Source organism: Roseibium hamelinense (assembly GCF_007830545.1).
In the GTDB taxonomy this organism is placed as follows: domain Bacteria; phylum Pseudomonadota; class Alphaproteobacteria; order Rhizobiales; family Stappiaceae; genus Roseibium; species Roseibium hamelinense.
In genome coordinates, this window is sequence record NZ_VLLF01000005.1 from 108618 (window position 1) to 127699 (window position 19082).

A 19082-nucleotide genomic window follows, 5' to 3' on the forward strand; every position below is an offset into this window, starting at 1 on the left:
AGACCCACTCAGTTCAAGAGGGCGCCTGTGAATTCGGTCCGGTGCAAATGTGTATGCGTGGCGGGCATTGTGCATCCCCGCGCTAGACTATGGCATTCCACATGCCCAACTACACGAAATCCCATTTTTTGCATCACCCGCAACGAGGCCGGATTTTCATCCATTGCTTCACTTTTGATCGCATTGTGGCTCGTGTTTTCAAAAAGCCAGGCGATCACCGCATGAACCGCCTCACTCATATATCCCCGACCCCAGAAACGTTGCCCAAGCCAATAGCCGATGCGAGGGGTTTCCCGCAACTTTCGCAGTGAAACTCCACCAATCATGCGGTCGTCCAAATCGATGTGAAACAGCAATTCGTCCGACACATGCCAATCCCTCCACGCACGTTCGGCAGCGCCGAGAAAGTCGCGACCTACCTGCATATCGTAGGGATGGGAGACACGCGTCAGCATTTTGGCAACCTCATAATCGCCTAACATCTCGGCGCAGCTTTCAAGATCTTTGAGCCGCGCCGGGCGTAGTGTGAGCCGGTCTGTAATGATCTTTGTTGCATTCATGCGGCAAAGCTCCGCCGCTCAAAGTCCTGTTTCTCCAATCGCACCACAACATTCGCAACGCGTTGGTCAAGCGCCTTTACAAACCGGTCCGTCATGGAATGTGGCTTAAATCCCATCTTGCGCAGCACAGCCCGCGAGCGCGTGTTGCTCTCAAAAGCACGTGCCGCAATAGTTTGTGTTTCGTAGGTCGCAAAAGCCCAATCAAGGACAGCCTCAACCGCTTCCGACGCATATCCATTCCCCTGAAAGGCCCGTCCAAGCCAATATCCCAAGGTAGGAGTTTCGGGGAGCTCCACGAGATCTCCAGGTGCTTCGATGGCGACAGTGCCGATAAATACCCCACCGAGAGTGACGGCAAAAACCGCCTCTGATTCAAAAGGATCGGTCTGCATCAGCGACGACACAAAGGCCTCCGCTTCGCCTTCAATGTAGGGCCAGGACGTTCCGGTGAGCCATCGCGCAACGTCAAAATCCTTTCCGCCCAGCTCAGCTATAGCTTCTGCGTCATTTTCATTTAGCGGTCGCAACACGAGCCGCCGTGTCTTCAAATACGGCAAAGTCATGTCGCACGCCCCCATTCCTTCAGCGATGCCCAAACGCCGCGTTCGAGTGAGTACCGCTCAGTCGGGACCGTACCGCCAGCCCCTACCGACCGGATCAGACTTTGATCGCGATATTGAAAACCGGATTTTACCAGAACCCGCCTGGATGCCGGATTCGTGACACGGCATGCGGCTGTCAGCTCCGATACATCCTGATACGCAAAGGCATGATCCACCAGCGTATGAACAGCCTCCGTCGCATATCCGTTGCCCCAGAAGGGTTCACCAATCCAATACCCAACATGAACCGGGCCGTTCGGCTCCAATTGCGCATAACGGGCCGTTCCAATGAGACGGCCGGTCGCTTTCAACCGGATCGCGAAAGTTGAGGAGTTTGCAGCCGGATTCTCTGCCTTGGCGATCAACGCCCTGCCGTCGTCCAGCTTAAAAGGATAAGGCATCGTCGAAAGGTTTGATGCCACTTTCTTGTTGTTGGCCAAAAAGACCAAATCTGCCAGATCATCCGCGCGCGGCACATCGAGCTTTACGCGAACAGCTTCCTGCGGCAACGGGGCCGCACCCCGACAGCTTTCATCCAGCAATCCATCGCTTTCGACAACCATTTATTCCTCCAGTCAAAGTTGAAAACAAAAGGGGAGATGGCGCCCCATCTCCCCTTTGAACTTTGACTGGCTGTCTCGATCCGCCGGGGTCTTTGTGGGACGCCGGTGGTGGTTCGTGACACGTCGGCGTTACTCCGCTGCTTCCGCTACCGGGAGCACGTTGATAAAGGTTCGGCCGTTGGCTTTGGCTTGGAATTCGACTTTGCCTTCCACGGTCGCAAAGATTGTATGGTCTTTGCCCATGCCAACGCCGGCACCCGGATGCCACTGCGTGCCACGCTGGCGCGCAATGATGTTGCCCGGGATTACAGCTTCGCCACCGAATTTTTTAACGCCAAGACGGCGGCCGGCTGAGTCGCGGCCGTTGCGGGATGAACCGCCTGCCTTTTTGTGTGCCATTGCTAGAACTCCTCGTTCTTCAATCTAAACGTCAGGTTTAAAGCGGCGGCTTAGTTGCCGGCCAGCTCTCTCGCCTGCACAACCCAGTTACCGCGCTCGAACTTGCCCTTCAGGCCAGTTTCTTCTTCAACGCGTGCGACATCATCGGCGCTCATGGCCGCGATCTGAGCAAAGGTGGTGATGCCAGCTTCGTTCAGTTTTTTAACCGCGGCCGGACCCGCACCGTCCAGCTTCTTGAGGTCATCAGCGCCGGAATCGGCAGCTGATGCTGCACTATCCTTTGCATCCTCGACAGGCGCAGCCTTCGCAGGCGCTGCCTTTTTAGCCGGCTTCGCTCCACCGGTGAGGATGTCCGTCACTTTCAAAAGAGTGAAGGATTGACGGTGACCATTGCGGCGGCGGGAGTTTTGACGGCGGCGCTTTTTGAAAATGATGATCTTGCGATCACGCGCCTGCTCGACAACTTCTGCCACAACGGTTGCGCCATCAACGGTCGGAGCGCCAATTGTTGTTTCGGTGTCATTGCCAACCATCAGAACTTCGTCAAAAGTGACGGAGCTACCTGCATCGGCATCCAATTTCTCGACCTTCAGAAGGTCATCTGCGGCAACTTTATACTGTTTGCCACCAGTCTTGATCACTGCGAACATGTCACGCACGTCCTTCTTTTCGTTTTAGGGCCGCCGCCGGTATTTAAACTTGGCAAGCAGCCGATCTATCTTACCGACCCAGAGGCGCCAGCCTTGCACGTTATATCGTGACAAAGTGGTCTTTGCGGATCCGCCAATCCTTGAATTTAAAGGGACGATCAAGCCTGGGTCAGAGGCTATGGGTGTATATTTCACCCATGCATGAGCCCGCGGAATATACTCACGCAACACCAAGTGTCAACCAGCAATGCATCCTGACCAGGCTTCCCTGAAGCCGCTGTGTGCCTCACGCAAAAAAGATCAGGAAGCTCAAGTCTGATTTGACATTTCCCATACTTGTTTCGATCGAGCTTGTTCGTGCTTTGATATTCTGGGTCTCGACGGCGCAGTTTGCGATATTTGACTCGATTTGAGTTAATCGCGCAGCCGCAGCCTCGGTTTCGGCCGACACGCCCTTGACCTGCATTTCCATGCTAATCAAATCGAGATTACGTTCTGTCGCGCTGATGTTGAACCCTGTTACGCCAAGACTAATCCCGGTAGCGGCCACGCTAAATGATGTCAACGACACCACCAGAAACGGCTTCACGAAACAATCCGCCCCCATTGACATGAAGAAGTTTGCGCCGGCGGAAACCGAACACTGGGCGCCCCAATAGAAACTGGTCGTTGTGCCTTCGGTCCACGAGTGTGTAGCCCCCTTCGTGACCTTATAATCGTTGCCGCCAACATTGCGTGTTGCAGTCTTTACATTTTCAACAAGGTCGGCGGCACCGCCATCCGCATCAAGTATGATCGCCTTTGCGTTTGTTCCCTCGTCCTTTGCTGCACCTGACCCGGTCTTCAGAATAATTTGGCCGTCAGACGCCTGCTTTTTAATTGTCTTCCCCGCTGTCACCGTCACAGTGTCTGAAACATCGAGCTCATGGTCGCCTGACACGCGATGATGATAACTATTGGTTTCGACAAGCATCTCTTGATGCGACCGGATGAGGATCCGCCCATCGCAGGATAGCAGTATACCTTTTGCGCCACCTGCTCCCCCAGCCCGGGCCGGAGCATTTGCGCCTTCGAGATCTACATATTTATTGGGGTAGTAGTTCCTAATTTCCGTATCGTTGGGCAGCGTTTGCTCAACATCAGAATACTGGCCAAGCCTCAGAAATGCGCCTAAGCCGGCGTCATCGTTCGCCGAGTTGCGATCGGGATTGGTCTTGGGAACATAAAAATAAGTGTAAGATGATTGGTAGTGCGTTCCGGTATCGTCCTGAACGAGGATGTCGTCATCCGTCCGATCAGAAAACGATGTACTCAAAGCGTCCAGATCTGTCCTTACGTTCGCCAGCGTGTCCAAAGCCTTGCCTCCTTCAACGCCCCGTTTTCCACCTCTGGTTTCCGCTCCCGCCCGGAACGGGATACTTAACAGATTGTATATGTCATAATTCTGTCATTCAATTCAATTTCTGGTTATAGTGTGATAAATTTTCTTGCGCATCCAGAGTTTTTAATTTTGATCGCAGCTTTTTTTCATCGACAACTGGCCACAATCCCGTCTGGCAACTGTGCAAAGATGAGGTGTCAAAATGGCGCCTGGGATGACCCGAGTAGACAGACCACCTCGGAACAGTGGCGATCACCTCCGCAGTTCAACACGCAAGGCATGGCCAGGGGCCGGCTAGCGAAACCGCACTGTTCCATGCACTTCCACATTGCTTTCTTTGAAAAACCAACCGGCAAAACGACACCCGTTTGCCAACCCAAAAAGTCTAAAATCAGCTCTTGCAGCTCGTGCCACGCTTGTCTATGTTCCGCGCCACTTGAGACCTATGCTTTAAGCGCCGCGGAGAGGTGCCGGAGTGGTCGAACGGGGCGGTCTCGAAAACCGTTGAGCGCGCAAGCGTTCCGAGGGTTCGAATCCCTCTCTCTCCGCCATTTTCTAATCGTTTGTTGAAAACCGTTCTTTGAGGGCCGCGCACGGGTCATCGCGCGGGATCACTTGAGTGAGCCAGATGTAATCCGCCGGATAGTCTACAGAGTACGATTCAGCCACCTGATCCGGCTGCATGTCGGCAGCGACTTCTTGCAACATTACGGAAACCGCTTGCCCGTCCAAATAAAGAGGTACACCCCGATCCTTGCGGACATGGCCGTTGCCCGTGATCAAAAAAGCCGGTCCGGTTTTCGGCGCTTGCCGTAAAACAGCCGCCATATGCGCGTCCCGGAACCGTTGCACGGCGCTCATGTTGGGCACGGCCTCAATGGGCAATAGGTCACAGTGCGCAGCCATGATCTCCGCCCTCAATCCAGAGGCAAGCTTGGGTTCAAGTGGCGACGTTAGGCCCAGTTCAGCGAGTTGCGAACCTGGGAGGGCTTTCAAACCGCCCTGCGAAACCGATTGTGTTGCTTCACGGCCCGGAAGCGCGAATTCGATACGGGCCTTGCGTGACAAAGCAGCTTCGATAAGCGGCCGATAGATCTGAAAATCCGGCCATCCGCTTTGCTGCCAATCAACCCGGTCCGCAAACCCGTCGGCGGTCTGCGGCCCCTGTATTCTAAAGGCCTCAAGAGCGTCAGACTGATCTTCACTCAGCATCTCTAAAAACACAGCCGGACGCTGATTAGGCGCCACCATACCCACCAAAAAGGCCTGGAGGTGATGATGAACGGGATTGTCGTGAATTTCACCCAAGACAATCGATCGCGCCGCCGACAAACGCGTAATGAGTGTTTGCGGAGCAACAAAACGCTGATCAGAGACTGACCAAATCCGCCCCAACGCGCGATCCGGCGCGACGTCTCCCGATACCCATTCCTGCCAAGCTGAGGCTGCTACAGGTTTTAAGCCAAATACGGCAACAAAGGCCGCCAGCACAAAAAATATGGCAAAATGGACAGCGCTTTTGAAGCCGCACGGCATGAATTTGTTATAGGGCAGTCGTTCGTTGCGTTTCATAACAAACAATCTAGGCACCGCTCGCCACCTGGCCAGAGGTTTTAGCGGTAGACATGATCCTCTTCTGGAAAGCTGCGCTCCTTCACCTCTTCCGCATAAGCTTTCACCGCGGCTTCGATTTGCCCCCCCAGATTACCATAAACCTTCACAAATTTCGGCGGTTTCGGATTAAGCCCAAGCATGTCTTCCAACACAAGAATCTGGCCGTCACACTCTGCAGAGGCGCCAATACCAATCGTCGGGATGGAAATCTGCTTGGTAATCCGCGCCGCCAACGGCTCCACCATTCCCTCTAACACCACTGCAAATGCTCCCGCCTGTGCAACGACCCGGGCATCTTCTTCGTGCAGAGGCCAGCTGTCCTCATCGCGTCCCTGGGTTTTGAACCCACCCATAACATTGCTCGATTGTGGCGTCAGGCCAATATGCGCCATGACCGGTATACCGCGTTCCGTAAGATAGCGGATCGTTTCCGCCATGCGCTTTCCGCCCTCGAGTTTTACAGCGCCGCAATGGGTTTCCTTCATAATGCGCGCTGCGTTCCGGAACGCCATCTGCGGACTTTCCTCATAGGTGCCGAACGGCATGTCAACCACAACCAGCGCCCGCTGCGTTCCTCGGACAACTGCCTGACCATGCATGATCATAAGATCAAGCGGCACCCCAACCGTTGAATCCATGCCGTGCATGACCATGCCAAGGCTGTCGCCAACCAAAATAAAGTCGGCATACTTGTCAACGATCGCTGCCGTATGAGCATGGTAAGAGGTCAGCGAGACGATCGGTTCCCCCCCTTTTCGGGCTGCAATCTGCGGCACCGTGATGCGTCGGGTCGGTTTTTGGGTGCTCATAGTGTTTCCTTTTTGCGAAAGAGCCTAGATTTCGCGGGCATACCTTTCGACGTGAATGACTTTCTGATCAATAAGAAGAACCGAGCCAAAGCGGACAGCAAGCAGGATTACGGCATCCCGATCCAGAATATCGGGCATCGGTTCCAGGGTTGTCGCGTCAAGGATGTCGACGCTCTTTATCTCCGCATCCGGTGCCTCCTCGAGGATGGTGCGGATTTCCCGCTCCATTTCTGCAACCCGCAGCTGCGGCTTCGCCATATTCGCAGCAACAGCCAATGACTTGCTCAAAGCGGTCGCTTGCTGCCGGTGCTTGGCGGCCAGGCGAACGTTTCGGGAAGACAAGGCAAGACCATCCGGTTCCCGAACGGTTGGTTGGCCGACAATGCGCAAAGGCACGTCGAGGTCCTTCACCATTTGCCGGATTATGGTCAGTTGCTGGTAGTCTTTCTCACCGAAAACGGCCACGTCCGGTTGAACGATGTTGAACAGTTTGGTCACGACTGTCGTGACACCGCGAAAATGCCCGGGACGCAGGGCGCCTTGCAACCGTGCTGACAGACCCGGGACTTCGACAAAGGTATCGCCGGCCGCGCCATACATTTCCTCTACATCCGGCATGAAAACAGCGTCGACCCCCTCTGCCTCTAGAAGGGCAAGGTCGCGTTTTTCGTCGCGCGGATATGTTTGGAGATCTTCGTTCGGGCCGAATTGCGTGGGATTGACAAAGATGGACGTCACAACCCGGTCCGTTTCGGACCGTGCTCGCCGAACGAGCGCCAAATGGCCCTCGTGCAGGTAACCCATAGTCGGAACCAACCCAAGTGAATTACCGGATTTCCGCCAGTTGCGCACCAAGCCGCGGATTGCCCCTTTTGTGGAGCACACTTCCATCTGTTCACCCTCCCAAAGCCGGCATGAATCCTGCCGGTCTCATTTCGCAGGTGCAACATATTCCAGTTTGACCTGAGGGGTCCAGCCCGGCCGCAACGGCAGCTGTGCTAAAAAGTTTAAGGTTCGCCTGGGCTACGTCCTAAAACTTGCCATCATAAGCACGGTTGGAAATCCGGCAGGCGAGTATTGTGAACCCGTCGCGGGTTAGAGCATCTTTCGCTTCGCGCTTGAGGATATCGGTGCTTTCGACCCAAACTCCATGCCCGCCATAAGCTTTTGCAATTGCAGGAAAATCAGTCTCGCCAAAATCCACGCCAACATTGGGTCTTTGGCTTTTGCGCTGTTTCAATTCGATCAGAGCCAATGACGTGTCAACGAGCACGCAGATAATCACCGGCAGGTTCAGATCCCGGAGCGTGGAAAGCTCGCCGAGACACATTTCAAGGCCAGCATCACCCACAAAGGCCAGAACCGGCCGGGTCTGGTCAACCAACCGATGGCCCATGGCAAGCGGGACGGCACAGCCCATGGTGCACAAGGCTGATGATTGGATCATGCCCCGCGGCTGTTTGGATTCCCATATTTGACTGACGAGAATGCGGTGCGCGCCGCTGTCCGCACTCACAACGACATTGGCTGGCATCACTTGTTTCAAGGCATGGAATGCAGCCGCCGGTCCCCAACCTTCAGCCTCAATGCCAAACGCCGCCTTCAACTGTCTGCGAACCTCAGCCGGCTCAGCATCAGGCCAGCTTTTCATACTGTTTGGCCTGGACGCTGAAAGCTCCGCCAGAACCGGACGGACGTGGCTCCGAAGTCTTACATGCGCGCTGTGCATGCCGTGTGTCCGCAGGACGGGAGAGACATCAATGACAGGGGCGGTTTCAGGCCACGGATTGCGCCAATTGATCCGCATTTCGATCGGGTCATATCCGAGGAGCAAGATGCAATCGCTTTGCCGGATCAACGGCAAAAGCACGTCATCAGCCTTTGGAGACAGGCCGGCTCCACCCAAGGCAAGTTCATGTGTCTCGCTCAAAAGGCCTTTGCCTTTGTAGGAGGTGACCAGGGGGATCTGAAACTCTTCGCAAAAGGCGGTGATCTCCGCGCCTGCCATCTCGTTGACGGCATCAACACCAGCAATCGCGATCGGCCGCTCGCTCGACGCAAACAGCGCCTTTGCTGCTTCCAGATGGGGACCCGACGCCGAGAAGATATCGTCTGGACGTGAATCGAATGCATCAGACCATGCTTCAGTGGTGGCACTCTCTGCAACACTGATCGGCACGTCAATGTGCACCGGACCCGGCTGGCCGTCCAACGCGATCGACAACGCTTTTTCCATCATGACGTCCAGCGCCCCAAGCCGGGCTGAAAAGCTGGCTTTAACGATTGGCCGCAGCATCTGCTGATGATCGAGAACCTGATGCGTGTAACTTTCGGCCTCTGCGGAATCCACGCATCCGGTTAGAAAAATCAGCGGCACGCGATCTTGCCATGCATTGGCAACAACGTTGACTGCATTGGCCGCCCCAGGACCCAATGTTGCCAGCAACACCCCAGGGGCTCCATCGGCGTGCCAGCCGCCTTCAGCCATGAAACCACCGGCATTTTCGTGTTTCACCAGCACAAACTTCAAGCCGGCCCGGTCCAGACTGTCCATCACGGCGAGCACTTCCCCACCCGGTATCCCGAACGCATGGCGGCACCCTGCTGCAAACAGCTTATGTGCTATAATGTCGGCACCGGTCGTCATGAAGTATGTTCCTCTGGTTCTTTTTTTACGCAGCCAATCTCGATCACACGGTTTCTCTCGAGACTGGCGATATCTTCGTATGACAGCCCGAGATGCCTTGTCAGGATATCGGCCGTATCGGCACCAAGTGTCGGAGGTGCCTTTTTGTATTGCACGGGCGTCGCGGTCATTTTGATCGGCGAGCCAATCAGCTCAACGGTTTCGCTGAGTGGATGCGGCATCCGGATTCTAAGGCCGCGTTCCAAGACATGCGGATCGGTAAAAACCGCCCCGAGATCATTTACAGGCCCACAGGGAACCTTTGCGGATTCAAGACGTTCGATCCAATCCGCAGCAGTCCTGTTGATGGTAATTTTCCGCAGTTTCGGAACAAGGGTTTTCCGATTGCGCACCCTGTTAGCATTTGTAGCGAACCGCTGATCATCCGCGAGATGCAAGGCCCCCGCGATTTCGCAAAACCTTCTGAATTGACTGTCATTGCCTACTGCAAGAATGAATGAACGGTCTTCAGCAGGAAAAGTCTCGTAGGGTACGATTGTCGGGTGGCCATTGCCCAAACGGCCCGGCACTTCGCCAGAAACAAGATGAGCTACCCCTTGGTTAATAAGCCAGGACACCTGGCTGTCGAACAGGGACATGTCAATATGTTGACCCTCGCCTGTGGCATGGCGATGGTTCAACGCCGCGAGGATAGAGACGGTCGCATACATTCCGCACATCACGTCAGCAATACCGACACCCGCCTTCGTTTCAGTACCGCCCTCTTCATCCGGGAAACCAGTAAGAGACATGATTCCGCCCATTCCCTGGATCAAAAAGTCATAGCCGGCACGATGTGCATAGGGCCCGGTTTGACCGAACCCAGTAATCGAACAGTAGATCAAGCGGGCATTTCGAGCAGATAACGTTTTGTAATCTAAACCCCGGCGAACTAGATCCCCGACCTTGAAGTTTTCTACGAGGATGTCCGCCTTTGCGGCCAAGTCTGCCACCAGTTGCTGCCCTTTGTCAGAAGAGATATCGACTGCAAGGGAAGACTTGTTTCGATTTGAGGAAAGATAGTAGGCGCTTTCGTTGGTGTCATGCCCATCCGCCGCCTTCAAAAACGGAGGGCCCCACCCCCTAGTGTCGTCCCCCCAGCCAGGCCGCTCAATCTTGACGACTTCTGCTCCAAGGTCTCCAAGGATCTGCGTACAGGTAGGCCCTGCAAGAATGCGGGACAAATCGACGACAAGAAGACCGTCAAGTGATGTTTTTCCAAGCCTATCTATTGTCACTTTTCACCTGCCATTCCGAGGTGAAATTCTACAGTAGGGCACCGCCGGTCAATAGCTAAGTTTCTCCCTAGGCTTCACGGCATCTCACTTTGCCGTCATGAAATTGCACGCCGCTCACACCCCTCATCAATAAGACCAACCCCGCGCCGCCTCCAACTCGCGCCAAGCGCGCTTTAACCAGTCGGCACGCACACTATGACCGTTTTCGTGAAGACAAAGTTCCAGCAGACCATCTTCCGGCGCCCATCGCTCGCACCGCAAACCACCTTCCGCTATGGCCTCGGGCGCGGTCTCTAGCAGGCCTTCCTGCCTGCGCCATACATCGAAGCTTTCAAATACATCGCCCTGATGCCACCGGCCGCCACCAAGTGGGCGCCCCTCCAGCGGAACAACGGTGTCTTTGGTGCCATGTACGTGAAACAGATAAGGCGCGGTCGTCGGGCAGTCGTCCGGCAAAGGTTTCCAAAACGCCCCTGCGATCGGTGCGTATCCGGCAAAACGTTCAGCATTTTCACAAGCGAGATACCAAGTCATGAAGCCGCCGGAAGAAAAACCGCTGAGCATCAACTTTTGCGGATCGACCGGGAACCGCGTTGTGACATCCTCGATCACTTCGTCGAAAAATTGGAACTCATTGCGAAGACTGCGGGGAGCATTCGGGAACGACCATGTGCCCTCCACACCTTGGACAGCCACGAACGCGACACCGAGCTCGTCAGCCATAGCCTTGAAGCTTTTGTTGCGTATTTCGTTAACGGCCTTGCCGCGGTGTCCGTGAAGAAAAAAGACTGCTCCCGAGCGCCGATCGGTTGCAACACCCTTGGGCCAGTGCATGTAGTAGAGGCCATTTTCCGTCTCGCACGGTGTTTCATTCTGGCAATACAGCGCTTCGGCGCTGACTGACGCACCCACAGGAGCCCAAAATGCAACTATCAAGAGTATCCTTAGTAACAAAGCCATATTCACTCCCCCCCAGATCGTACTCGAGGGACAAGGTACCGCCGAAGCTCTGCTCATCAACAAGCTCACGCAAAGTTGCTGCCGTTGCCCGTCGTAATTATTGTGATTCTTTACATTAACAAATGAATAAACAGTATTTACCAAAGGTAGATGAAATTTAATGACGTAACTCAAAACATACTACAGATTCTCCCTGCGTATTTTCAAATATTTTTTTAATAATATTTGGCGATAATACTTCTACTATGCAGGTGAGGTGGGCATATGGCGTTGGGAATTGACCGATCCAAAGCAAGTGCGGACAATGATGCCAGTGCTGGAGATTTGTTCGAGAGGTTTGCAGAAATAAGCGACCAGGGGATCTTACTCGCCGAGTCCCACGATACAATTTTTATAAATGCCGCATTTGCCCACTTGCTAGGTCTTGACCTCGAACTGTCAAAGCCGTCGAGCCGTTATCCCCTGAACACTGAGAGTCTTTTCGAAGCGATATTTCAGCATGCTAAAACCGCCCGGTTTAAGAGTTTTTCGAAATTACTGATAGCGCTCCAAACCCATGGCAAAGCATTTGAAGAAACCATTGAACTACATAACGGAACGATCATCAGGTTTGTTGGCAAGCGCCTGAGAGATACGCTTTACGTCATTACGTCCAGCGATATCACGGCCCAAAAACTACAAAAAACGGCTCTTGAAAAGGCGGAGGCAGACAATGCTCTCGCACGTTCAGCTCTGGAACAGATCGAAACACCCATCAGTATTAAAGATGCAGATCAAAAATATGTCTTTGCCAACGACGCCTACCGGAAAGCTTTTCGGCTAGACGCCGAGACGTTGATGGGGAAGACCTCCAACGAGCTCAAGCACAAGCATGAGTCCACAGTCAGCAAAGGCGTCGACCATAAGGTTCTGGAAACTGGGAAAGCACGCGACTACACAGAAATTGCTGAGGACAGCGACCGAAACGTGATGTTTTTCAGCACACGAAAATCGCGTATCGCCACCCCGTCCGGCGAAAATCTGCTTTTGTGCGTTCGCCATGATGTAACGAAGCTCAAACAAAAAGAAAGCGATCTTTCAAAAGCGCTGCAAAAAGCAGAGCTCGCAGAGCAGGTGCTCGAACAGTTTAAGACTCCAGTCATCGTTCGGGATGACCAATACAACTGCATTTTCATGAATCGGGCCTACGAGGAATTCTTCGACGTAAACAGAAACACCATTGTCGGCTGTGATACCGGGGCTTTCCTTCCCAAGGAACTCTCGGAGAAAATGCGAGTACTGGACAACAGCGTATTTACCACCGGCACTGCGCGCGAGGATGAAAACGTCTTTCCGCGTCCAGACGGAAGCGTCGTGCGGACCGTGACCGCCAAGGGCCTGGTCATTGTGGCGGGTCATAAACCCTTTGTTGTCACAACGGTGAGTGACGTCACACGATACAAGATGCAGGAAGAACGGCTGAAAGAAGCGCTGGAGAAAGCACAGCTTGCTGAGCGCGTTCTTGATCAGCTCAGCATTCCTTTGCATGTTAAGGATGAAGACCTTCGATCTGTGATGGTCAACAAAGCCTACAGCGAGGCATGCGGCCGGCCAAAAAGCAAAATCATTGGTCAAAAAGGCGAACACCTACTCTCATCAAAAGATGGGGGCATGCCGGGCTACTCGGACCAGGACGTATTGAACCATGGTCTTGCGCAGGAATTCGAAGCCACCGTTTCCCGGGCAGATAGCGAATCAAGTCCTGCAATTATCCGTCGCGGCATCGCCCGGACAGACCAGAACCGCGAGTATGTCGTCAGCACCTTCACTGACATTACACGGCTGAAGCAGAAGGAAACACAACTACGCGACGCTCTTCAAAAAGCGGAACTCGCCCAACAAGTACTCGACCGTCTTGGCAACCCGGTTGTCGTAAAGGACTCAAAGCTGCGCTATGTCATGGTCAACAATGCGTTCTGTACCATGTTCGGCGTTGCCAGGAACGAGGTTGCAGGCCTTAAACCTAGTGACCTGGTTACGGCCAAGGAGGCATCGCAAGCCGAAGGCACCGGTCTGTTTGTGCTGTCCGACGGGCAAACTCGGGAAACGACCTCAGATTTGGTTGCAGCAGACGGGTCACACATTTGGACCCAGAACCGGCACAGTCTGCTGCGCGCCGAGGATGACGACTATCTAATCACCGTGTTCAACGATGTCACGACACTGCGTGAACAGGAGACCGCGCTGAAAGTTGCGCTGGACAAAGCGGAGCTTTCGGAAGCCGTGCTTGATCAGCTATCAAACCCGATCGCTGTGAAAGATGCATCCCTGACCTATGTGATGGCCAACAATGCTTTTTGCGCGCTTGTCGGACGGCCCCGCGAAGCAATCCTGGGTGAGCCAGCAGAATCCATTTTTCCGGCTAAAGTCATTCCGGACCTGAAAAGCCGTGACAGGTTTGTTCTCTCGACCGGGAAGCTCGAAGAGCTCGACGAACCGATACCACTTCCCAACGGGACAGAATTTGCGTCACTTACAAGAAAGTCCTTTGCGACAACTAAATCTGGTGAAGGATATGTGGTCACAGTCTTGAATGATATTGGCGTCCTGAAAGAACGCGAGCAGGAACTGCGGGCCGCCTTGCGGCAGGCCGAACTGTCTCAACTCGTGCTGGATACTCTTCCAACACCGGTTCTAGCCAAGGATGAAGACCTCCGGTATGTGATGATAAACTCGGCTTTCTGTCGTCTTTTTTCATTCGACAAATCCGAGATGCTGGGCAAAACAATCGACGATCTTAGCCCGAACGACCGGATCACGCACATCAACGAGATGGACCGAAAAGTGCTTGCTGACGGGCAAACCCTGCGCAGCGAAGACACGATGAGCGAGACCTCGGGGACCGGCCTCGGAGCCGCAATCATAAGCAAATCCCTGGCCCGTACCGACAACGGCGACAAATATATTGTCGGAGTAATCACAGATATTTCCGATCTCAAAAAGCGCGAAAAAGAACTCGAAGATGCCCACCGCGTTGCGGAGGAGCAGAACCAGATTCTCACCGAAACCAAGTCACAAGCCGAGTATGACAGTCTTCACGACGCCCTTACGGGACTGCCAAACCGCAGATATCTTGACCAAACACTTCACGAATGGCACGAAGGAACCCGTGAGGATGAGTTGGCCCTTTTGCAGATCGATTTGGACCGGTTCAAAGCGATCAACGATACTATGGGGCATGCAGCCGGCGATTTTATTTTACAGCATGTCGCAAACGTTTTGCGCAAGAGTTGCAAAGAAAGCGACTTTATTGCCCGTATTGGCGGCGACGAATTTGTCGTTCTACGAGAGGGAGATATAGCGCGCGAGGAACTGGAGTATCTTGCGGACCAAATCATCACCGAACTTAACAAACCGGTGGCTTACGAGAATGAGCTGTGCCGGTTCGGGGCAAGTATTGGGATCGATATCGGCATCGCCAGTATGACCGAACATACGGGTGAGGTGTCGCATGACCCTTCCCGGCTCATGATGAACGCTGATATCGCATTGTATCGCGCCAAACGCAGCGGCAGGGGTCAATTTACGTTTTTCTCGCGCGAGCTTCAGAAAGAAATCGAGCGGACGAAAAGAATTTCAGACGATCTTTTGGACGCACTCGAAAAAAACGAATTCTTTCCTGTTTATCAGCCGCAGTTTGACGCTAAAAACTTGGAACTTGTGGCTGTAGAAGCGTTAGCCCGCTGGCGGCATCCTGTGCTTGGCGTATTGGACCCTCCTGCCTTCCTCGATGCGGCCAGGCAAATTTCCGCTTCGGACCAGATTGATCAGACAATACTTGAAAAAGCGCTCTTGGACCTGGCCGAATTGGACCTGAGTGGCACGTTTGTTCCACGAATAGCAGTAAACGTCTCCGCTCAAAGACTCAGCAATCCGTTCCTGACAAATCTATTGAAAAAGTTGAAAATTCCGGAAGGCCGATTGTCATTCGAAGTTCATGAATCGACCGTTTTGGATCACGCGAGCGACGAACTGCGCGATAGGATCTCAAAAATATCAGATCTCGGCATCGACATTGAGATCGACAATTTCGGCACCGGGCAGTCATCCTTCCTTGGCATGCTCTCAACGTCTCCAAAGCGCATGAAAATCGCCCGCGACCTCGTCAAACCAATCACAACATCACCGGAGCATCGCAAACTGCTTCAAGCAGTCATCGATATGGGCCGGGCAGTCAGCCTCGAGGTGGGCTGCGAAGGCGTCGAAACTATTGATCACGTTCATATGCTGCGCGACATGGGCTGTGACATCCTGCAAGGCTATGGACTGGCAAAACCGATGACTCGGGAAAGACTGGCTGAGTTTGCGGCGCAGGATTGGAAAATCGCAGCACTTGCCTAGCTGTTAAGCCCACTCGCCGTCCGTTGGTATATTCAGAACGCGGCCGCAATGCTTGCAATGAACGGCGTCTGGGTCGTGACGTGCAAGTCCGCAATCGGGGCACGGAAACTGTACCTTGGCTGGCCTGAAAATCGTCTGCACAAGGCGCAAAAACAGCCCAACCCCGAATATCATGATCGCAACCGTCATTAGCCGGCCTGCGCTGTCTGTCATTGTTATGTCGCCGAAACCCGTGGTGGTGAGGGTCGTGACGGTAAAATACAGCGCGTCCAGGTAGTTGTTTATGTTCTCGTTCCGGTCATGTTCGACAACGAACACAAGAGCAGTCACCACAAATATGAAGACCACCAGATTGACGGCGGATTGAAAGACTTCTTCGTTCCGTCTGAACCATTTCGACGTATCACGAAGCTCTTTCAGCAAATGATAGGACCGCATCAAACGCAACATGCGGACAACGCGCAAGAATCCGAAGTTTTCAAAAAACGCGGGCGCAATTAACGACACAATCACTATGATATCGGCAATCGATGTGAAGCTTCCCATGTAGCGCCACGGCCTGGGCGCTGCAATCAGCCGGGCGATGTAATCGAACGTTAGAATTGCAGCTATTGTATAATCCAATTCGTGGTGGATCCGGTTCGGGTCGATCATCGCAGAGACGATGAAATACCCTATTGTCACGATATCAAAGATGAGAAGGGCGTAACGCCAAAGGCGGGAACCGGCTGATGACCCGAAATATAATTGACGGAGGTTCACACGGAGCTTTTCGAGAGTGTCGTGCATTCGGGCTTTCAATATTCACGTTTTCATACCGGAACGCTTAGCATCAAACGCGCCCAAGGCGAAATACACTCCCAGACCTGTTCCGCAGATCCGTGATCAGCAGGTAGTCACACGGCCTGCAATATGCTCTGTAGAAACATGCGAGGAAATTGCAATTCACTGCAGGAGTTAGAGCATAAATGTCAGACCATTCAGGCAAGGTTGCATTGGTCACCGGGGCAAGTCGCGGCATTGGTGAAGCAGGTGCACGGAGCCTTGCACGAAACGGCGCAGCCGTCGTCCTAGCGGCCCGTAGCACCACCGACATCGAGAGAATCGCGCAGTCGATCGTCGAAAGCGGCGGGCGAGCAGAGGCAATATCCTGTGACGTCGCGCGTTTTGAGGATTTGGAAGCTGCTGCAGCGCTCTGTCTTTCGAGATTTGATGGCCTTGACATCCTCGTCAACAATGCCGGCCTGATCGACCCGATCAGCCGGATTGAGGACAGCTCTCCAGACGATTGGAGCAAGGTGATCGATGTCAATGTGAAAGGAGTGTATTTTGGCCTCCGCGCAGTTGCTTCGCATATGCTGAGCCAACGGTCGGGCAAGATCATCAATATCAGCTCGGGTGCGGCAACCGGCGCCTTGGAAGGTTGGAGCCACTACTGCGCCTCCAAAGCCGCAGCTCTTTCGCTGACAAAATGTGCCGACAAGGAATGGCGCGAACACGGCATCCATGTCGTCGGACTAAGCCCTGGAACGGTAGACACGGAGATGCAGGTCCAAATCAAAGCATCCGGGATTAATCCCGTCAGCCGACTAGACCCGAGTGCGCACATACCGGCACAATGGGTTGGAGAGGCCATTAGCTGGCTTGCGGGCGATGCCAGTTCTCACTTTCTCGGCGCCGATTGTTCTCTAAGAGACGAAACTGTGCGCAAGGCAATCGGCTTGGTTTGAAGTCCGAAAGACTTCATGACGCCGTCCTCAAGGCGTCTCAGCATCTGGTTGCATGGCTGGAGAAGCATCAGAAAATGCTTTGAGAGCCATGCATCTTTCGCAGATTTCAAGACAATGCGGATAGGTACTCATCGGCACTTCAAACCTGGCATTGTTCACGACCTGAGCCGTAAGGCAAATATCGGCGATTCCTGGCGTTTCGCCGGAACAAAATAACCACTCTTACGGGCGCCGGCTCAACTGGACTTCGAGCGCATCGAAGGTTTCCGTAACCCAGTGGGAAAACCAAGCCTTTACTGCATCCCCATCCGCGTTGAAGCGCTGCTTCAAAAATTCAAGTACCTTCAAATTGTTTATCGGATGAATGTCGCAAGCGATCATCAAAGCAAGGGCCCTCGCCCTCGCACGCTGGATCGGATCTTTGGGCAACAGCGGAGGGTTTGGAACAGATTCTTCCAAGAATTCGATGATCGCCAGCGATTGTGTCAGCACTACCCCATCCGGCAGCTGCAAGGTGGGAACGAGACCCTGTGGGTTAAGATCGAGATAGCCGGGAGCACGCTGCTGCCCGTGTTTGAGATGGTAGAAGCGTTGGTGTGCATTCACAACTTTCAGATTAAGGGCCGCACGCGCGCGGAAAGACGTGGAACTTCTAAAATAAGTATGAAGTGTCAGCTGATGCATAGACTTTCTCGGCAGGCCGGCTGATAGTTTCACTTGAAACTAACTGCTATGCAAGTATCGCGCTCCCAAAAACGCGAAGAGGACCGCAAAAGCGGTCCTCCCATGAGATCGTTGTGATCCGTAGTCCGGATAAATCCCGGCGATCTATCTCGCTGCCAGAGGCTGCTCCAACACCGATCCAAACCGCCCAAACAAACGGGCCACAGTCGGATACTCACTAGACATGGGCACACCTCCTTTCTCGCTGTTAAACACACTTCAATAGTTAGACAGGAATGCCGCATCCGCAAGGGGCTCTTTGAAGCAAATCGCAGCTCAGCTTCAATTTTCTGAGCCGACCGCCCTGTCGGCAATCTTCATGAAAACACCATCCAATTCGGATGCCAAAGCCTTCAGTTGCCCACCGCTTTCGCCCATGTAGGGCTCAAACACAAAACTCGGCGTTTTCCAGGAGAGCGTGCCCGTCCCGTCGGTGTTTTCAGTGATGTAAAAGCGAATGGGAGCCTCGATCCCAGATGCGACCGACGCATCTAGCATCCGGCGCGCAAAATCGTTCCGGTACACGCCAATAACCCGATTGCCGGGGATCGTAATGCCTTGCCCTTTGGCCCCGGCGGACGCGCTCGCTTGAGTTACGAGGAGCATCCCCTCGGCCTTTATGGAAGACGACACGCTTTCCACCAGTTCGTCGTAGGATTGCTCGGTCTTCACAACCCGCCAACCCGGACGTGGCTCCACACTCTGTGCAAGCGCTGCGCTGCTGAGGATCAAGGCGCACATCAGGAGGGGATAAATGAAGAAATGTCTTGGCATGGAAACCTCCAAA

17 protein-coding genes and 1 tRNA gene are annotated in these 19082 nt (G+C 53.7%); 3 read left to right on the plus strand and 15 right to left on the minus strand.

The features are described from left to right. Positions 1-8: 8 nt before the first annotated feature. From JM93_RS11555 to JM93_RS11580, 6 genes are all read right to left on the minus strand, one after another. Positions 9-560 (minus strand): GNAT family N-acetyltransferase, encoded by a 552-nt coding sequence (locus JM93_RS11555; protein ID WP_145343482.1) that lies wholly within the window; start codon positions 558-560, stop codon positions 9-11. After that, positions 557-1123 carry a GNAT family N-acetyltransferase gene (locus JM93_RS11560; RefSeq protein ID WP_145343484.1) on the minus strand — a complete coding sequence of 189 codons (567 nt, stop codon included), beginning with the start codon at positions 1121-1123 and terminating at the stop codon, positions 557-559. The genes JM93_RS11555 and JM93_RS11560 overlap by 4 nt, the downstream gene beginning before the upstream one ends. Then, positions 1120-1725 carry a GNAT family N-acetyltransferase gene (locus JM93_RS11565; RefSeq protein ID WP_145343486.1) on the minus strand — a complete coding sequence of 202 codons (606 nt, stop codon included), beginning with the start codon at positions 1723-1725 and terminating at the stop codon, positions 1120-1122. Before JM93_RS11565 ends, JM93_RS11560 begins: the two co-directional genes overlap by 4 nt. 129 nt (positions 1726-1854) lie before the next feature. Further along, positions 1855-2124, minus strand: coding sequence for a 50S ribosomal protein L27 (gene rpmA, locus JM93_RS11570; RefSeq protein WP_145343488.1), 270 nt, complete (start codon positions 2122-2124; stop codon positions 1855-1857). A 50-nt stretch (positions 2125-2174) separates the two neighbouring features. Then, positions 2175-2774, minus strand: coding sequence for a 50S ribosomal protein L21 (gene rplU / locus JM93_RS11575; protein WP_145343490.1), 600 nt, complete (start codon positions 2772-2774; stop codon positions 2175-2177). Between the two features lie 286 nt (positions 2775-3060). Further along, the gene (locus JM93_RS11580; protein WP_145343492.1) at positions 3061-4128 is read right to left on the minus strand and encodes a hypothetical protein; all 1068 of its coding nucleotides are present in this window, start codon (positions 4126-4128) and stop codon (positions 3061-3063) included. 488 nt (positions 4129-4616) lie between these two features. Here JM93_RS11580 and JM93_RS11585 point away from each other — a divergent pair. After that, a tRNA-Ser gene (locus JM93_RS11585) sits at positions 4617-4706 on the plus strand. A gap of 4 nt (positions 4707-4710) precedes the next feature. Here JM93_RS11585 and JM93_RS11590 read toward each other — a convergent pair. The 6 genes from JM93_RS11590 to JM93_RS11615 form a co-directional block, all read right to left on the minus strand. Then, positions 4711-5727 carry a ChaN family lipoprotein gene (locus JM93_RS11590; protein ID WP_145343494.1) on the minus strand — a complete coding sequence of 339 codons (1017 nt, stop codon included), beginning with the start codon at positions 5725-5727 and terminating at the stop codon, positions 4711-4713. Positions 5728-5768: 41 nt separating this feature from the next. Further along, entirely contained in the window at positions 5769-6578 is an 810-nt protein-coding gene (panB, locus tag JM93_RS11595; protein ID WP_145343496.1) for a 3-methyl-2-oxobutanoate hydroxymethyltransferase, read from the minus strand. 24 nt (positions 6579-6602) lie between these two features. Next, positions 6603-7469: a pantoate--beta-alanine ligase gene (gene panC, locus JM93_RS11600; protein ID WP_145343498.1), complete on the minus strand. Its 867-nt coding sequence runs from the start codon at positions 7467-7469 to the stop codon at positions 6603-6605. Positions 7470-7608: 139 nt separating this feature from the next. Beyond that, entirely contained in the window at positions 7609-9225 is a 1617-nt protein-coding gene (locus tag JM93_RS11605) for a thiamine pyrophosphate-binding protein (RefSeq protein ID WP_145343500.1), read from the minus strand. Then, positions 9222-10502, minus strand: a complete 1281-nt coding sequence (locus tag JM93_RS11610) for a CaiB/BaiF CoA transferase family protein (RefSeq protein WP_145343502.1) — start codon at positions 10500-10502, stop codon at positions 9222-9224. Before JM93_RS11610 ends, JM93_RS11605 begins: the two co-directional genes overlap by 4 nt. 126 nt (positions 10503-10628) lie before the next feature. Then, the gene (locus tag JM93_RS11615; protein WP_145343504.1) at positions 10629-11462 is read right to left on the minus strand and encodes a CE1 family esterase; all 834 of its coding nucleotides are present in this window, start codon (positions 11460-11462) and stop codon (positions 10629-10631) included. 264 nt (positions 11463-11726) lie between these two features. Between JM93_RS11615 and JM93_RS11620 the strand changes: the two genes are divergently transcribed. Continuing rightward, the gene (locus tag JM93_RS11620) at positions 11727-15842 is read left to right on the plus strand and encodes a sensor domain-containing protein (protein ID WP_145343506.1); all 4116 of its coding nucleotides are present in this window, start codon (positions 11727-11729) and stop codon (positions 15840-15842) included. Between the two features lie 3 nt (positions 15843-15845). Here the strand turns inward: JM93_RS11620 and JM93_RS11625 are convergent, their stop codons facing one another. Next, positions 15846-16631: an ion transporter gene (locus tag JM93_RS11625; RefSeq protein WP_145343508.1), complete on the minus strand. Its 786-nt coding sequence runs from the start codon at positions 16629-16631 to the stop codon at positions 15846-15848. Positions 16632-16810: 179 nt separating this feature from the next. Here JM93_RS11625 and JM93_RS11630 point away from each other — a divergent pair, with 179 nt between their 5' ends. Further along, positions 16811-17572, plus strand: coding sequence for an SDR family oxidoreductase (locus tag JM93_RS11630; protein ID WP_145343510.1), 762 nt, complete (start codon positions 16811-16813; stop codon positions 17570-17572). A 222-nt stretch (positions 17573-17794) separates the two neighbouring features. Here the strand turns inward: JM93_RS11630 and maiA are convergent, their stop codons facing one another. Both maiA and JM93_RS11640 read right to left on the minus strand, forming a co-directional pair. After that, positions 17795-18256: a maleylacetoacetate isomerase gene (maiA, locus tag JM93_RS11635; RefSeq protein ID WP_341873630.1), complete on the minus strand. Its 462-nt coding sequence runs from the start codon at positions 18254-18256 to the stop codon at positions 17795-17797. A 321-nt stretch (positions 18257-18577) separates the two neighbouring features. Beyond that, positions 18578-19069 (minus strand): DUF302 domain-containing protein, encoded by a 492-nt coding sequence (locus tag JM93_RS11640; protein WP_196220696.1) that lies wholly within the window; start codon positions 19067-19069, stop codon positions 18578-18580. Positions 19070-19082 lie beyond the last annotated feature (13 nt).

What these genes read in the sequence shown, in the direction of transcription:
- JM93_RS11555 (WP_145343482.1), bottom strand. Translation starts at nt 560, where the DNA reads ATGAATGCAACAAAGATCATTACAGACCGGCTCACACTACGCCCGGCG.
- JM93_RS11560 (WP_145343484.1), bottom strand. Translation starts at nt 1,123, where the DNA reads ATGACTTTGCCGTATTTGAAGACACGGCGGCTCGTGTTGCGACCGCTA.
- JM93_RS11565 (WP_145343486.1), bottom strand. Translation starts at nt 1,725, where the DNA reads ATGGTTGTCGAAAGCGATGGATTGCTGGATGAAAGCTGTCGGGGTGCG.
- rpmA (WP_145343488.1), bottom strand. Translation starts at nt 2,124, where the DNA reads ATGGCACACAAAAAGGCAGGCGGTTCATCCCGCAACGGCCGCGACTCA.
- rplU (WP_145343490.1), bottom strand. Translation starts at nt 2,774, where the DNA reads ATGTTCGCAGTGATCAAGACTGGTGGCAAACAGTATAAAGTTGCCGCA.
- JM93_RS11590 (WP_145343494.1), bottom strand. Translation starts at nt 5,727, where the DNA reads ATGAAACGCAACGAACGACTGCCCTATAACAAATTCATGCCGTGCGGC.
- panB (WP_145343496.1), bottom strand. Translation starts at nt 6,578, where the DNA reads ATGAGCACCCAAAAACCGACCCGACGCATCACGGTGCCGCAGATTGCA.
- panC (WP_145343498.1), bottom strand. Translation starts at nt 7,469, where the DNA reads ATGGAAGTGTGCTCCACAAAAGGGGCAATCCGCGGCTTGGTGCGCAAC.
- JM93_RS11605 (WP_145343500.1), bottom strand. Translation starts at nt 9,225, where the DNA reads ATGACGACCGGTGCCGACATTATAGCACATAAGCTGTTTGCAGCAGGG.
- JM93_RS11615 (WP_145343504.1), bottom strand. Translation starts at nt 11,462, where the DNA reads ATGGCTTTGTTACTAAGGATACTCTTGATAGTTGCATTTTGGGCTCCT.
- JM93_RS11620 (WP_145343506.1), top strand. Translation starts at nt 11,727, where the DNA reads ATGGCGTTGGGAATTGACCGATCCAAAGCAAGTGCGGACAATGATGCC.
- JM93_RS11625 (WP_145343508.1), bottom strand. Translation starts at nt 16,631, where the DNA reads ATGCACGACACTCTCGAAAAGCTCCGTGTGAACCTCCGTCAATTATAT.
- JM93_RS11630 (WP_145343510.1), top strand. Translation starts at nt 16,811, where the DNA reads ATGTCAGACCATTCAGGCAAGGTTGCATTGGTCACCGGGGCAAGTCGC.
- maiA (WP_341873630.1), bottom strand. Translation starts at nt 18,256, where the DNA reads ATGCATCAGCTGACACTTCATACTTATTTTAGAAGTTCCACGTCTTTC.
- JM93_RS11640 (WP_196220696.1), bottom strand. Translation starts at nt 19,069, where the DNA reads ATGCCAAGACATTTCTTCATTTATCCCCTCCTGATGTGCGCCTTGATC.